The organism is Geothrix mesophila (assembly GCF_022808835.1).
Classification (GTDB): domain Bacteria; phylum Acidobacteriota; class Holophagae; order Holophagales; family Holophagaceae; genus Geothrix; species Geothrix paludis.
Genome location: NZ_JAKZLD010000004.1, coordinates 291723 through 306451, shown reverse-complemented (window position 1 = coordinate 306451; position 14729 = coordinate 291723). Strand labels below are relative to the sequence as shown.

Annotated in this window: 11 protein-coding genes; 5 read left to right on the top strand and 6 right to left on the bottom strand. The window is 70.3% G+C overall.

Annotation, left to right across the window (positions count from 1 at the left end):
• Positions 1–70 precede the first annotated feature (70 nt).
• From MLG87_RS13720 to MLG87_RS13700, 5 genes are all read left to right on the top strand, one after another.
• On the top strand, positions 71–859 hold the full coding sequence (locus MLG87_RS13720; RefSeq protein WP_243295710.1) for a cell division protein FtsQ/DivIB: 789 nt from the start codon (positions 71–73) through the stop codon (positions 857–859).
• A 93-nt stretch (positions 860–952) separates the two neighbouring features.
• Positions 953–2167 carry a cell division protein FtsA gene (gene ftsA / locus MLG87_RS13715; RefSeq protein WP_243286886.1) on the top strand — a complete coding sequence of 405 codons (1215 nt, stop codon included), beginning with the start codon at positions 953–955 and terminating at the stop codon, positions 2165–2167.
• A gap of 36 nt (positions 2168–2203) precedes the next feature.
• Positions 2204–3469 (top strand): cell division protein FtsZ, encoded by a 1266-nt coding sequence (gene ftsZ, locus MLG87_RS13710; protein ID WP_243295709.1) that lies wholly within the window; start codon positions 2204–2206, stop codon positions 3467–3469.
• Between the two features lie 220 nt (positions 3470–3689).
• Positions 3690–6278, top strand: a complete 2589-nt coding sequence (locus MLG87_RS13705; RefSeq protein WP_425250898.1) for a cation-translocating P-type ATPase — start codon at positions 3690–3692, stop codon at positions 6276–6278.
• Between the two features lie 3 nt (positions 6279–6281).
• On the top strand, positions 6282–7418 hold the full coding sequence (locus tag MLG87_RS13700) for a metallophosphoesterase (protein WP_243295707.1): 1137 nt from the start codon (positions 6282–6284) through the stop codon (positions 7416–7418).
• A gap of 222 nt (positions 7419–7640) precedes the next feature.
• Here MLG87_RS13700 and aat read toward each other — a convergent pair whose 3' ends face one another.
• From aat to MLG87_RS13670, 6 genes are all read right to left on the bottom strand, one after another.
• Complete coding sequence (gene aat / locus MLG87_RS13695; protein WP_243295706.1) at positions 7641–8318, bottom strand: leucyl/phenylalanyl-tRNA--protein transferase; 678 nt, start codon at positions 8316–8318, stop codon at positions 7641–7643.
• Positions 8300–10549, bottom strand: a complete 2250-nt coding sequence (gene clpA, locus MLG87_RS13690) for an ATP-dependent Clp protease ATP-binding subunit ClpA (RefSeq protein WP_243295705.1) — start codon at positions 10547–10549, stop codon at positions 8300–8302. Before clpA ends, aat begins: the two co-directional genes overlap by 19 nt.
• On the bottom strand, positions 10542–10859 hold the full coding sequence (locus MLG87_RS13685) for an ATP-dependent Clp protease adaptor ClpS (RefSeq protein WP_243295704.1): 318 nt from the start codon (positions 10857–10859) through the stop codon (positions 10542–10544). Before MLG87_RS13685 ends, clpA begins: the two co-directional genes overlap by 8 nt.
• Before the next feature lie 158 nt (positions 10860–11017).
• Positions 11018–11350: a PqqD family peptide modification chaperone gene (locus MLG87_RS13680; protein WP_243295703.1), complete on the bottom strand. Its 333-nt coding sequence runs from the start codon at positions 11348–11350 to the stop codon at positions 11018–11020.
• A gap of 105 nt (positions 11351–11455) precedes the next feature.
• A complete protein-coding gene (locus MLG87_RS13675; protein WP_243295702.1) occupies positions 11456–13570 on the bottom strand; it encodes an OPT family oligopeptide transporter in 2115 nt (704 codons plus the stop codon).
• Between the two features lie 203 nt (positions 13571–13773).
• Positions 13774–14700 carry an EamA family transporter gene (locus MLG87_RS13670; protein WP_243295701.1) on the bottom strand — a complete coding sequence of 309 codons (927 nt, stop codon included), beginning with the start codon at positions 14698–14700 and terminating at the stop codon, positions 13774–13776.
• Between the last annotated feature and the right edge of the window lie 29 nt (positions 14701–14729).

Here is a 14729-nt window from a genome sequence, read left to right as displayed (position 1 = left end):
CAGACCCTAGAGGATATAGGAGGCTTCCAGGCCCTCCAGGCCGCCGCCTCCAGGCGGTAGACTGGCCCCCATGTCCATGCTTCCCCGCACCCGCCCCAAGCGCCCCTGGTTCCCCTGGGTGCGGGCGGGGATCACGCTGGCGGTGCTGGGCGGGGGGGCCTGGGCCCTGATGGAGCTCGGCACACGGTATCTCGGGCTCCAGAAGCTCACCATCGAGCAGGTGAACGTGAGCGGTTGCCGGGGCGAGCGCCAGGCGGAAATCCAGGCACTGGCGGAGAAGCTGGCGCTGGGCAAGCCCCTCTTCTGGCTGGACGCGGAGGACCTGCGCGCCCGGATCGAGGCCAAGCGCTGGGTACGGAACCTCCAGATCCGGAAGGACCCCCCGGACCGCCTCAGCCTCGTCGTCGAGGAGCGGCGGCCCGTGCTCTGGCTGGTGCGGAGCAACGGCGTATTCCTCGTTTCCGACGACGGCATCCTCCTGGATCGGGTCAATCAGGCGAACCTAAGTCCCATTCCCGTCGTGGTGGATCCCGCCAGCCAGACGGACCAGGGTCTGGCCCGGCTTGTGAGCGCCGCACGGGTTTTGAGGGAAAAGCAGGCAGGGTTTTACGACCGGGTGACTGAGTTCCGCTGGAGCCCCAAGGGGCCCGTGGCCTACATCGAGGGCCTTCCGGCCCCGATCTACCTGTCCCGCCAGGATGTGACGAAAAACGTGCCCAATTTCCAGGGCCTGTTCGTCGACCGCCTGTCCCAGCGACCGGACCTGGCCCGGCTCCGGTACATCGACCTGCGCTGGGACGAGGAGGTCGCCGTGGGGGAACCCGAGGATGCCCCGGCCGGCGTCAAGACGCCACGCTGACCCGCAGGGGAAGAAAGCGGCGTTTTTTCCGTGTGCAAAGGCTCGAACCTGGCACGGAAGTGGTGTAAACCTAGAGCAAGGAAAAGGATCTTCATGCCTCAGCGTGCCGTTCTCCTAGGCCTCGACCTCGGTGCAAGCAAAGTGGTGGCGGTGGTGGCCGTCCAGGAGGAAGACGGGACGCTGAATGTGACGGGCACCGGGCAGGCCTCCCCCCAGGGCGGCTTCACCCAGGGCCAGATCACGGACATGGACCTCTGCACCCGCGCCGTCGTGCGCGCCGTGGAAGAGGCCATGAACACCGCCGGCCAGACCAAGGTGGATGGCATCCGCGTGGCCGTGGACGGCATCCAGTTCAAGGGCGAGAACCTCCGCGACTCCATCACCATCAGCAGCAGCGACAAGATCATCACCGCCTCGGACCGCGACCGCGTGCTGGAGCAGGCCACCAACGGCTGCAAGCTGGCCAAGGAGGAGCTGGTCCTCCACCGCATCCCCCAGATGTTCCACATCAAGGGCCAGCGCGACATCCGCAACCCCGTGGGCATGTTCGGCGAATCGCTGGAGGCCGAAGTCCGCATCATCGTGGCCCCGAGCCCCGTCATCATGAACATCCAGCTCGCGCTGAAGAACGCGGGCCTGCACGGCGCGGAGCTGATGTACTCGCCCCTGGCCAGCGCCGAGGCCGTGCTGAGCCGCGAGGACCGCGAGAACGGCGCCGTGGTGGTGGACATCGGCGAGCACCTCACGCACCTGGGCATCTTCCTGCACGGCACCCTGTTCCACTCGGCCGTGATCCCCATCGGCGGCATGCACTTCACCCGCGACCTGGAGATCACCAAGCACCTGGGCGGCATCGCTGCTTCCGAACGCATCAAGATCCGCTTCGGCACCGTGCTGCACAACCACGTGCCCCCCGAGGAATCCATCGAGCTCGAGGAGGAGGGCCGCCTGGTCTCCCGCCGCGAGATCGCCGAGGTGCTCCAGGCCCGGGCGGCGGAGCTGCTCAACCTGGTGCTGGCGGAGATGGGCCGCACGGGCCTCATGCACGAGATCCACGGCGGCGTGCACCTGGTGGGCGGCGGCGCCCTCCTCACCCACCTCGCCATCCTCGCCCAGACCATCCTCGGGCGGCCCCGCGTCGTGCTGGGCCGCATCATCGGCGTGTCCGGCCTGCCCCAGGCCACCGGCAACCCCTACTTCGTGAACGCCCTCGGCGCGGTGAAGTCCCTCGCCCGGGACATGAGCGAGACCCGCGGCAAGCAGGACCGGGGAGACGGTTTCCTCGGCCGTTTCAAGAAACTCTTCTAGTGCCTGTCCTCTGTGATGCCCCACTCGGGAGTTCCGATGTCTGAGACCCCCTTCCTCCCCTGCCCCCACAGCCTCCCCGGCGCCAACATCAAGGTGCTGGGTGTGGGCGGCGCGGGCTGCAACGCCATCAACCGCATGATCGAGAGCGGCGTGACCGGCGTGCAGTTCATCGCCATGAACACGGACCAGCAGAGCCTCTCCCAGAGCAAGGCCCACCTGAAGCTGCCCCTGGGCCCCCAGAGCAGCCGCGGCCTGGGCGCGGGCGGGAGCGCCGAACGCGGCGCCGTGGCCGCCGAGGAGAGCCGCGAGGAAGTGCTGGCGGCCCTCCAGGGCGCCGACATGGTCTTCATCACCGGCGGCATGGGCGGCGGCACGGGCACGGGTGCGGCGCCGGTGCTGGCCAGCTTCGCCCGGGAGCTGGGCGCCCTCACCGTGGCCGTGGTGCTCACGCCCTTCGCCTGGGAGGGCCGCAAGAAGGGCGACCTGGCCCTCCAGGGCCTGTCGAACCTGCGGGAAACCGCCGACACCGTCATCGTCGTGAGCAATGAGCGCCTGAAGGCCGTCTGCGATGCCCGCGTGACCATGAAGGAGGCCTTCCGCGTGGCCGACGGCGTGCTCATCCAGGGCGTGCGCGGCATCGCGGACCTCATCCTCAAGCCCGGCATCATCAACGGCGACTTCGCGGACGTGGAGGCCGTGCTGCGGGATGGCGGCGAAGCCCTCATCGGCACCGGCGCGGGCCGCGGCGAGGAGGCCGTCATGGACGCCCTCAAGAAGGCCCTGGCCTGCCCCCTGCTGGAGCGCGCCCAGACTGGCGCCGCCGCCAACGTCATGGTGTCCATCACCGCCGATTGGGAGGTCATGGAGGCCTCCGCCATCGAGACGGCCATGAACTACCTGCAGGAGCACTACAACGGCCGCCCCGACATCAAGGCCTGCACCGTGGAGGGCGAGGGCATGGAGGACCGGGTGCTGGTCACCGTCCTGGCCAGCGGCTTCGACGGCGAGGACAAGCTCCTGCAGGACCGCCGTCACAGCCTGAACCTGGCCGGGGCCGTGGAGGCCGCCGCGCCGACGCTGGTCGCCGCCGGGATCCAGCCCGTGGATGGCCAGGCCGTCCTGCCCGTGAACGGCCCCAGCGGCCGGGTCTACGGCGAGGTGCCCGCCAGCGAGCAGGGCCCCACGCCCACCCGCCTCCTGCCCCAGGCCCCCACACCCAGCGGCGAGCTGCCCGGCGGCAACGAGGATCTCCACGTGCCCGCCATCATCCGGCTGGGCCAAGGGCGACTGCCCATCGAATGACGGCGCGACTGCCCATCGAATGATGGTGCGACTGCCCATCGAATAGCGGCGCTGCTGCCTATTTGAGTCCGCATCCACTGAGAGTGTTTCTCAGGATTCTGTGTTTCCGCGCCACAGCATGCGCAGGTCTCGAATTCCCTGCGGATTCGGTGCTTGCACCGGGCTAAGGTTAGGGGAATCGGCCGGATGGCCCATCGCCGGCCCTGCGGACGTGCCTGTGATCCCGACTGCCGCACCTCGTACGCATCGACCGTCCGGCCTCGACCTGGAGGGCTTTGCCGGCCTCTCCGAAGCCGAGGCGCAGCTTCGCCTGGAGCGCGACGGACCCAACGAGCTGCCCTCCCGGGACCGGCGCGGCTTCCTGGCCATCGCCTGGGAAGTGATGCGGGAGCCCATGTTCATCATGCTCGTCGCGGCGGGAACGCTGTACCTGCTGATGGGCGAGCACGGGGACGCGGCGATGCTGCTCGGGTTCGTCTTCGTGGTCATGGGCATCACCATCGTCCAGGAGCGGCGGACGGAGCACGCGCTGGAGGCCCTGCGGGACCTCTCCAGCCCCCGGGCCCTGGTGATCCGGGACGGCCGGCAGCACCGCATCCCGGGCCGCGAGGTGGTGCCCGGCGACATCCTGGTCCTGGCCGAGGGCGACCGGGTGCCCGCGGACGCCCTCCTGCGCGCCGGCCTCCACCTGTCGGTGGACGAGTCCCTCCTCACCGGCGAGTCCGTGCCCGTCCGCAAGGCGGCCTCCGCCGAGGCCCGCGCCATGGAGCCGCCGGGCGGGGACGATCTGCCTTCGGTCTTCTCGGGCACGCTGGTGACCGCGGGCCAGGGCGTGGCCGAAGTCCTGGCCACGGGCCTCCAGACAGAGCTCGGCCGCATCGGCAAAGCCCTGCAGTTGGTGGAGCCGGAATCCACCTTCCTCCAGCGGGAGACGGGCCGGCTGGTGCGCACCTTCGCCCTGCTCAGCCTGGGAGCCTGCCTGACGGTGGTGGTCCTCTACGGCCTGACTCGGGGCGGCGCCCTGGAGGTGTGGAAGGAGGGCCTGCTGGCCGGCATCGCCCTCGCCATGGCCACCCTCCCCGAGGAATTCCCCGTGGTGCTCACGGTCTTCCTGGCCCTGGGCGCCTGGCGCATCTCCCACCATCGGGTCCTCACCCGGCGCATGCCCGCCATCGAGACCCTCGGCGCGGCCACCGTCCTGTGCGTGGACAAGACCGGGACCCTGACCCTCAACCAGATGACCCTCCGGCGGCTGGACGTGGAGGGGCACGCCCAGGATCTGGCGGCGACCGGGCCGGACCTTCCTGAGCCGATGCACGAGCTGATGGAATACGCCATCCTGGCCAGCCGGAAGGATCCCTTCGACCCCATGGAGCGGGCCCTCCACGCCGCCGGCAAGACCTGGCTGATGGAGACCGAGCACCTGCACCCGGACTGGTCGCTGGCCAGGGAATACCCGCTGATGCCAGGCCTGCTGGCCGTCACCCACGCCTGGACCCGGGCGGACGGCCAGATCGTGGTGGCCACGAAGGGCGCCCCCGAGGCCGTCGTGGACCTCTGCCACCTGCCCCCGGACCGCCGCGCCACGGTGGACGCCCGGGTGGCGGAACTGGCGTCCCGCGGCCTGCGCGTCCTGGGTGTCGCCCGCGGCCGCTACGGCGCTGCCGACCTTCCGGAGGGTCACCACGACCTGGACCTCGACTTCGTGGGCCTGCTGGGGCTGGAGGATCCAGTGCGCCCCAGCGTGTCCGCCGCCGTGGCGGAGTGCCGCACCGCGGGCATCCGCGTGGTGATGATCACCGGCGATTACCCGGCCACCGCGGTCAGCATCGCCCGGCAGGCGGGCCTGCCCCATCCCGAGCACGTCCTCACCGGGCCCGAGCTGGACCGGATGAGCGACGCGGACCTCGCGGCGAGGATCCGGGAGGTGGATGTCTTCGCCCGTGTGGTGCCGGAGCAGAAGCTGCGTCTGGTCGCCGCCCTCAAGGCCAACCGCGAGGTGGTGGCCATGACGGGCGACGGCGTGAACGACGCCCCGGCCCTCAAGGCCGCCCACATCGGCGTGGCCATGGGGGGCCGCGGCACGGACGTGGCCCGGGAGGCCGCCGACCTGGTGCTGCTGGACGACGACTTCTCCTCCATCGTGGCCGCCGTCCGGATGGGCCGGCGCATCTTCGACAACATCCGCAAGGCCGTGGCCTTCATCCTGGCCGTGCACATCCCCATCGCCGGGCTGTCCCTGCTGCCGGTCTTCCTCGGCTGGCCCCTGCTCCTGCTGCCGGTCCACATCGTCTTCCTGGAGCTGGTGATCGATCCTTCCTGCACGCTGATCTTCGAGGCGGAGGCGGCCGAGCCCGACGTCATGCGTCGGCCGCCCAGGGACCCCGAGGAGCGGCTGTTCAGCCTGAAGGCCACCGGGCTGGCCGTGCTCCAGGGGATCACCGCCCTGGCCGCCTGCGTGGCGGTCTACCTCCTGGCCCGGCCCACCCACGGCCACGACGCGGCCCGTGCCCTCACCTTCGCGGGCCTGGTGGCGTCCTTCCTCGCCATCATCCTGGCCAACCGGTCCTGGTCGAGGAGCATCCTCGGCAGCCTGGGGAGTCCCAACCCCGCCCTCTGGTGGGTGCTGGGCGGCACCACCGCCTGCCTGGCCCTGGTGCTCGCCTGGCCCGTGGCCCAGCGCCTCTTCCACTTCGCCCCGCTGCACGGCCTGGACGTCCCGCTGGCCCTGGGGATGGGCTTCGCCAGCATCCTCTGGTTCGAGGCCTTCAAGCTCCTGCGCCACCGGGCCGCCCCGGCCGGAGGCTGAGCCATGTTCATCGGCCTCCTCCTCCTGGTCTCGGCCCTGGTGCTGGCCTACGTGGCCTGGCGCACCGCCTCGGTTCCCTGGTTCGCACGCGGGCCCCGGCGACGCCTCTGGGTGGCCTTCGCGGGGGCCTGGGGCCTGATGGTCGCCGGGGGCATCCTGGGACACGAGGCCACCTTCCCCGGCGCGGGCTGGGTGGCCCTCGCGGGCATGACCCTGCTGGGCCTCCTCTTCCTCGCCTTCGCCTGCCTCCTGGCCGTGGACCTGGCCACGGGGTTCGGCTGGTGGTTCCGCGCCGCCGCGCCCCGCCTGCGCGGGTGGGCCCTCCTGGCCAGCCTCGGGCTGGCCGCCGCCGCGACCGTCCAGGGCCTGCGCCCGCCCGAGATCGTGGCCTACGAAGTGCGCCTGCCCGGCCTGCCGCCGGAGCGGGACGGCCTCGTGGTGGCGGCCCTGTCGGACCTCCACGTGGGCGCCATCCTGGGGCCGGACTGGCTGGCCGCCCGGGTGGCGCAGGTCCAGGCCCTGAGGCCCGACCTGGTGGTGCTCCTCGGGGACGTCTTCGAGGGGCACGGCCGGCCCGCCCCCCGCTCGATCCAATCCCTGGGCGACCTGCGGGCCCCCTTGGGCGTCTGGGGGGTGGATGGAAACCACGAGCACTACGGCGTCGCCGGAGCCCCCCTGGAGTCGGCGGGCGTGCGGGTCCTGCGGAACGCCCTCGCCAGCCCCGTACCTGGGCTGGTCCTGGCGGGCCGGGCAGATGCGGGCCGGAGCCTCCGCCAGGCCGCGTGGGCCGTTCCCCGGGAGCGCCCGGAAGGCGCGCTGGTGCTGCTGTCCCACCGGCCCACCCAACTGGAACCGGCGGCCCGCTCGGGCGTGGGGCTCATGCTCGCCGGCCACACGCACGCCGGCCAGATCTGGCCCTTCGGGTACCTGGTGGTGAGGGTCTATCCCACTCTGGCCGGGCGGGCCCAGGTGGGGGACATGACCCTGATCGTCAGCCGCGGCACCGGCACCTGGGGCCCGCGCATGCGGCTGTGGCGCCGGGGCGAGATCAGCCTGATCCGGCTGAGGCCGGCGGAGGCAGGCCGCCCCGAGGGAAGGATCCACTCCGGAGGCACCGAGAATGCGGAGGGAAGGCGCTGAGAAAAGCCATTCGCCACCGATCTCGCCGATGGCGGTGACGGCGCCCTGGAAGGATCGAACCGCGAAAGACGCGAATCACCCTGCGAGCGCGCGAAAGGCGCACAATCTTGCTTCCGCCTCCACACGCATGGCGCGACTGGGGGCCGAAGGCCCGGGCGGCCAGACTCCGTTGCGTTTCGCGCCCTTTCGCGCCTTTCGCGGTTGCATGCTCTTCAGGCCGAGTCAGGCCGACCAGCTCCCGCTCCGCCCTGGCCAGCGCAGCGCCTCCGCCAGTTCCTCCAGGAACAGGGCGCGGGGCACAACCTGGAAGCCGTAGTCCCTCAGGCCCTCGTGGGGCAGCTGGCCGTCGATCAGGGCGAAGTCCCAGGCCGCGAGCCGCTCGTCCAGGGCCTGGAGGGCGGCGCGGCTGGCCTCGGGCTCGAGGCTGAACATGCTCTCGCCGAAGAAGGCTCGGCCCAGTGACACGCCGTAGAGGCCGCCCCTCAGCTCGCCGTCGCGCCAGGCCTCCACGCTGTGGGCGTGGCCCGCGCGGTGGAGTGCGATGTAGGCCTCCCGCATCTCCGGCGTGATCCAGGTGCCATCCTGGCCGGGGCGCGGCACCTGGGAACAATGGCCGATGACCCCTTCAAAGGCCGTGTCGAAGCGGATCTCGAAGGGGCGGTGGCGCAGACTCCGGCGGGTGCGGGCGGAGAGGTACAGGTGGCCGGGGCGCAGCAGGGCCCGCTCCGGCGGCGACCACCAGAGCAGCGGATCGCCCTCGCCGTACCAGGGGAAGATGCCGCTGCGGTAGGCCAGGAGGAGGCGCGCCTCGCTGAGGTCGCCGCCGATGGCCAGCAGGCCGTCCTCCGCCAGCTCCGGGTCCGGGAAGACCAGGGCCTTCGTCAGCCGAAAGACAGGCACGGCCGGCCGTCCTGGAGGTCCACGGTGACCCTGCCGCCCTTGGCCAGGGGCCCGAAGAGGATCGCTTCCGCCAGGGGCCGGCGCAGCTCGCGCTCGATGAGCCGCGCCATGGGCCGGGCGCCGAAGGCCGGGTCGTGGCCCTTCTCCGCCAACCAGGCCCGCGCCGCGGATGTGCAGACGAGGCTGACACCCTTCTCCTTGAGCTGCTCCTCCAGCTCGCGGAGGTGCTTGTCCGCCACGCGGACCATCGACTCGCGGCCCAGGGGCGCGAACTGGAGGATGGCGTCCAGGCGGTTGCGGAACTCGGGACTGAAGGCCTTCTCCAGGGCCCCGGTGGCCGTCTTCCGGGCCCCGGCCTCGGCGAAACCCACCTGCCGCGCCGACAGCTCCCGGGCGCCGACATTGGTGGTCATCACGAGCACCGTATGGCGGAAGTCCGCGCTGCGCCCATGGCTGTCCGTGAGCGTGGCGTGGTCCATCACCTGGAGCAGGATGCCGAAGAGGTCCGGGTGGGCCTTCTCCAGCTCGTCCAGCAGCAGCACGGCGTGGGGGGATTTCCGCACGGCATCCGTGAGCAGGCCGCCCTCCTCGTAGCCCACGTACCCGGGTGGCGCGCCGATGAGCCGGGCCACCGTGTGCTTCTCCTGGTACTCGCTCATGTCGAAGCGCAGGAAGGCGATGCCCAGGGCCTTGGCGAGCTGCTTGGCCAGCTCCGTCTTGCCCACGCCCGTGGGCCCCGCGAAGAGGAAGCAGCCCATGGGCTTCAGGGGATCCCGCAGGCCGGAGCGCGCCAGCTTGATGGCACCGGCGACGGTCTCGCAGGCCTGATCCTGGCCGTAGATCTGCGCCCGGAGCTGCGCTTCGAGCGTCTGCAAAGCTTCACGATCGTCAGCGCTGACGGAGGCCACCGGAACGCGGGCCATGCGGGCCACCACAGCCTCGATCTCGGCGGGGCCCACTTGCTTCGCTCGCGCCTTCTTCGGCAGCAGCTTCTGCGCGGCGCCGGCCTCGTCCACCACGTCCAGGGCGCTGTCCGGCAGCTTGCGGTCCGTCAGGTGCTTGGACGCCAGGCGCACGGCCGCTTCCAAGGCCTCGTCCGAGTACGTCACACCGTGGTGCGATTCGTAGGAGGCCTTGAGCCCCTGCAGGATGGCGAGCGCGTCGGCCGTGGTGGGCTCGCTCACCTCCACCACCTGGAAGCGCCGGGAGAGGGCGCGGTCGCGATCCAGGGAGCCCTTGAGGTCCTGGAAGGTGGTGGCGCCGATGCAGCGCAGGTCGCCGGAGGCGAGGGCCGGCTTCAGCAGGTTGGCCGCGTCCATGGCGCCGCCGCTGGTGGCGCCGGCACCCACCAAAGTGTGCAGCTCGTCCACGAAGAGGATGGCGCCGGGCTCGTCGGCCAGGGCCTTCAGCACGGCCTTGAGGCGCTCCTCGAAGTCGCCCCGGTAGCGGCTTCCGGCGAGGAGCGCGCCCAGGTCCAGGGCGAAGATGCGGGCGTGCTTCAGAGGTTCCGGCACCTGCTTCTCGTGGATGCGGCGGGCCAAGCCCTCCACGATGGCCGTCTTGCCCACGCCGGGCTCACCCACCAGCAGAGGGTTGTTCTTCCGGCGCCGGCAGAGCACCTGCGCCATGCGGGTGATCTCGGCGTCGCGACCCACCAGGGGATCCAGCCGCCCCGCCGCGGCCCGGGCCACCAGGTCCGTGGCGTAGGCCTCCAGGGGGTTCTCGGCCACGGTGCCTTCTTCTTCCTCTTCCTCCACCTGCTTCTTCGCCGGAGCCTTGGCCTTGGCGGTCGCAGGCCCATGGCTCAGCACCTTCAGCAGGGCCAGCCGCTTCACGCCGTGCTTCTCCAGCAAGTGGCGGGCGTGGCTGGCCTCCTCCTCCAGGAAGGCCGGCAGCAGCTCGCCGCCGCGGACCTCCTTCCGGCCAGCGCTGAAGGCGTGGACCAGGGCCCGCTCCACCACGCGGACGAACCCCAGGGTGCTGTGGGGCTGGACCTCTTCGCCCTCGGGCACCGGCTCGAACAGGCGCTCCAGGGCGGCCTCCAGGTCTCGGCGAAGGGTGTCCAGCTTCACGCCGCATCCCTTCAGCGCCTTGGCCGCGTGGGGATCGTCCAGCAGGGCCAGCAGCAGGTGCTCCAGGGCCACATCCTCGTGGCGCCGCGCCTTGGCCAGGTCGAAGGCCCGCTGGAAGCCCTGGTTCAGGTCCTTGCTGATGTTCGGAGACTCAGGCATCTTCCGCCTCCACGGTCAGCAGCAGCGGGAAGCCCTCCCGCTCGGCCAGCCGGCGGCCCCGCTCGGCGCGGGTCTCGGCCACGTCCTTGGTATAGACCCCCGCCACACCCACGCCGGCCCGGTGCACCGCCAGCATGATCACGGTGGCTTCGGCTTCCGGCTTGCGGAAGACCGTCTTCAGCAGCCACACCACGAACTCCTGGGTGGTGTAGTCGTCGTTGTGGAGGAGCACCTTCCACAGACCGGGCTCCTTCACCTTCGCCCGCTGGCGGGTGAGGACCTGGCCCGCCTCCTTCGACTGCCTGGCCATGGATCGTGCCTCCGGGGCACCAGGATAGCGGGGCTCCGGGGCGAGGAGAAATCAGCGGTGGATTCACCGCGGAGAACGCGGAGAACGTAGAGAAATCAGCGTCTGCTTTCCTCTGCGTTCTCCGCGTTCTCTGCGGTTGGCGTTTTTCTTTCCCCTGGCTACGACAGCCGCAGGAACCCGCCCCGGGCCAGTTCCCGAAGGAACAGGGCGGCGCGGAAGCCGGCATCGGCCTCGCCGGGATTCGCCTGGGCCATGACCTCCATCACCTGCGCCACGGTGCGCGTGCCATCGCAGGCCTCCCACAGGGCCGTGCCGCGGGCGTCGAGCTTCACCCGGAAGTTGGGTCGCTTCATCAGCCGCACCAGCCAGGCCCAGCGTGGGGACAGGATCTTGGGGCGGATCAGGACCAGCGTGTCCCCCTCGCCGGGCTCGGCCGTCACGGCCTGAACCGGCACGAGGGCGAGGAAGTTTTCGTCGTGGAAGGGGTTCATGCTCGACCACTTTCAAACAGAAAAGATGAACCACGAAGACGGAAAGACCACGAGGGAAAGTTCATCCCTCGTGGTCTTCCTGTCTTCGTGGTGAACGTCAAGGCCCTAGAAATTGGCACTGGGCGGGGCGGGCTCGTCGGCTTCGCCGGCGTTGGCCAGGGGCACCCGGATCAGGTAGACGGCGATGCCGGCCAGGATCAGCAGGCTGATCCAGAACATGCCGGGGTCGGCGAAGATCTTGTACTTCACCTCGAAGAAGGCGAAGGAGGCGAAGAGCAGGCCCACCAGGGCCTCGCCGGCGATGAGGCCGGCGGCCAGCAGCACGCCATTGTTCTCCACGCGCACCTTCTGGGCCTCGTTGAGGCCCCGCTTGGCGCCGATCATCTCCACGGCGCCCTTGATGAGGCCGCCCAGGAAGATCGCGAAGGTGGTCTCCAGCGGCAGGTACATGCCCACCGACACCAGCATGGGGCTCTTGACCTGCATGAGGATGAAGGCGAAGCCCATCATCATGCCGACGATGATCAGCGGCCACGCCATCTTGCCTTCCACGATGCCCTTGCTGAGCAGGGCCATGAGGCCCGCCTGGGGCGCCGCCAGCTGCTTGGAACCGAAGCCGGCGTCCAGGGAGAGCACGGCCTTCTTCTGGTCCGCGGGCAGCTTCTTCACTTCGTCCAGGGTGTAGCTCTTGCCATCGGGGGCGGTGACCACCTGCACCTGCTGGGCGGTCAGCTCGGCGATGCGCTTGGTGCCCTGGGCGGAGATGTCGCCTTCGTGCAGCACCATGAGGGGGATGAACAGCACCACGGAGGCCAGGGCCACGCCGATGAGGTCGCCCATCTCCATGCGCCAGGGCGTGCCGCCCAGGATGTGCCCGGCCTTGAGATCCTGCAGCATCTCACCGGCCACGGCCGCGGAGACACAGACGATGGCCGCCACGCCCAGCACCGCCGCGACGCCCTCCTGGCCCTTCACGCCGAGGAGCACCATCACGAGGGCCGTGATCACCAGGGCCGTCAGGGTCAGGCCGGAGATGGGGTTGTTGCTCGAGCCCATGATGCCGACCAGGTAGCCGCTGATGGCCGCGAAGAAGAAGCCCAGGATCACCACCACCAGGGCCGCCACGAAGGAAACCAACGGGCTCACCTGGAAGATGCGCCAGGTGATGAAGAAGGTCACCAGGGCTGCGAACCCGAGGCCGAAGAGGACGTTGGTGAAGGGCAGGTCCTTGTTGACGCGGTCCACCACGTGCTCGCCGGCGGCGGCCTTCTTCATGTCGGAGACCGAGCGGGTGAGGCCCGTGGCCAAGCTCTTGCGCATCTTGAAGAGGGTGAAGCCGGCGCCCACGAGCATGCCGCCGATGGCGATGGGGCGGACGATGAACTTCCACACCGAGTAGGACAGGGCGATCCAGTCGCCCTGGGAGGCGCCCTCAGGCAGGACGCCCGGCGCCATGAAGTAGGTGATGATGGGCACCAGCAGGCCCCAGGCGATGATGCCGCCGGAGAAGTTCAGGGCCCCGAGCTTGGGCCCGATGATGTAGCCCACGCCCATGTAGGCCGGGCTGATGCCGGGGGAGCTGAGCAGCATGCCGCCGGCCACCTTGGCCTTCCAGGTGCCGACGAGGTTGATGGTGCTGGTCTTGAAGGCCACGAACCGCTCCCAGGTGCTGGCGAAGACCGAGATCTGCACCAGGGCCTGGATGGCGGCGCCGAGGCCCATGGCGCCGAAGAGGAACTTCGTGCCGCTGCCCCCGCGGGCGCCGGCCTTGTGGATCTCGGCGGCGGCCACGCTCTCGGGGTAGGGCAGCTCGGCGTCCTCCACCATCACGCGGCGGAGCAGGGCCACGAACATGATGCCCAGCACGCCGCCGCCGAACATGATCAGCGAGCTGGTGACGTAGTGGCCGGCCGTGAAGAACTTGGGCCAGATGCCGCTGATGGCGAAGGCCGGGACGGTGAAGATGGCGCCGGCGGCCACGGACTCGCCGATGCTGCCGACCGTTCGGGCCATGTTCTCTTCCAGGATGGTGCCCTTCATCAGCTTGATGAGGGCCATGCCGATCACGGCCGCGGGATAGGTGGCGGCGATGGTCATGCCGGCCTTCAGGCCGAGGTAGGCGTTGGCGGAACCCAGCACCACGGCCATGACGAGGCCGATGAGCACCGCCCGCAGGGAGAACTCCCGCAGGTTCTGGTCAGAGGGGACAAAAGGTTGCATCGGTGCTCCTGGAAAGGCGCAGAGGGATGGAAAGAAAGGTCGGATGGAGCGGATAGTCTAATACATCGCTGTTTGATCCATCCCAGATCCCACGGGGAACCTGGGCTCCCGGGCGCCCCGGAGGGCCGCCTCCCGGCAGACGACCCCGGGGAAACAGGCCTCCGATCCTGCTCGGAGAGAGTCCAACAGACCACCCGCCCGAATCACCGCTCCGCCAGGGGCTCGTCCGGTCGCCGCTCCACGGAGAGGAGGATCACCGCCCCGAGGATCAGGGCCGCGCCCACCCACTGCCATGGCAGCAGGATCTCGTGGAGGAAGAGGGCCCCGAACAGGCAGGCGGCCAGCGGCTCCAGGGTGCTGACGACCGAGGCCCGGGCGGCCCCCACCCGGGCCATGCCCGCCAGCAGGAGGGGAATGGGCAGCAGGGTGCCGATCACGGCAAGCCCCAGCAGGGGCTTCCAGGCACCGAGGGCCAGCGCCGGCTCCCACCGGTGCGACCCCAGGGCCAGGATCAGGTACATGAGCCCCGCGCTGGACATGATCCAGGCGCTGGCGACCAGCGAGGGCACGCCCTTCTGGAGGCGCGCGCCCAGCAGGATATAGGCCGTATAGCCAAAGGCCGTGGCGAGCCCCATGACGAGGCCCAGGACATCCGTTCCCCGGCCCGGCGCACCCACCGCCAGGGCCGTCCCCAGAAGCGACGCGAGGAGGGCGATCAGGTCGCGGCCCGCCAGGCGGTGCCGCCCGCCCAGGACCTCCCACAGGGCCACCATGGCGGGGTAGAGGTAGAGAAGCAGGGCCGTGAGGGCCACGGGGATCCGGCGGGAGCTGGCGAAATAGAGGCCGCTCTCCACCACGTAGAGGGCGCCCATGCCCACGAAGCCGGCGATCTGGGCCGGCGTGAGGCTGAAGCGGACCCCCCGCAGGACCAGCCACAACCAGAGGGCGCCTCCGGCCACGAGGAAGCGCACCGCCAGGAAGGTGGGGAGTCCCAGGCCCAGGGCGGCCGCCTGGCGGTTGAAGATGGGCAGGAGGCCGAAACAGATCCCCGACACGGCCACCAGCAGGAAGCCCAGCCCCCGGCCTGTGCCCGAACCCCCGGTGGCCGGGTCCTTCGCGTCGTCATCCATCCCAGCAGGGTATCGCGGCGCCCAGGAGG

Bases quoted from the DNA above. Each gene is read 5' to 3' on its own strand.
- MLG87_RS13720 (WP_243295710.1), top strand. From the start codon at position 71: ATGTCCATGCTTCCCCGCACCCGCCCCAAGCGCCCCTGGTTCCCCTGG.
- ftsA (WP_243286886.1), top strand. From the start codon at position 953: ATGCCTCAGCGTGCCGTTCTCCTAGGCCTCGACCTCGGTGCAAGCAAA.
- ftsZ (WP_243295709.1), top strand. From the start codon at position 2,204: ATGTCTGAGACCCCCTTCCTCCCCTGCCCCCACAGCCTCCCCGGCGCC.
- MLG87_RS13700 (WP_243295707.1), top strand. From the start codon at position 6,282: ATGTTCATCGGCCTCCTCCTCCTGGTCTCGGCCCTGGTGCTGGCCTAC.
- clpA (WP_243295705.1), bottom strand. From the start codon at position 10,549: ATGCCTGAGTCTCCGAACATCAGCAAGGACCTGAACCAGGGCTTCCAG.
- MLG87_RS13685 (WP_243295704.1), bottom strand. From the start codon at position 10,859: ATGGCCAGGCAGTCGAAGGAGGCGGGCCAGGTCCTCACCCGCCAGCGG.
- MLG87_RS13680 (WP_243295703.1), bottom strand. From the start codon at position 11,350: ATGAACCCCTTCCACGACGAAAACTTCCTCGCCCTCGTGCCGGTTCAG.
- MLG87_RS13675 (WP_243295702.1), bottom strand. From the start codon at position 13,570: ATGCAACCTTTTGTCCCCTCTGACCAGAACCTGCGGGAGTTCTCCCTG.
- MLG87_RS13670 (WP_243295701.1), bottom strand. From the start codon at position 14,700: ATGGATGACGACGCGAAGGACCCGGCCACCGGGGGTTCGGGCACAGGC.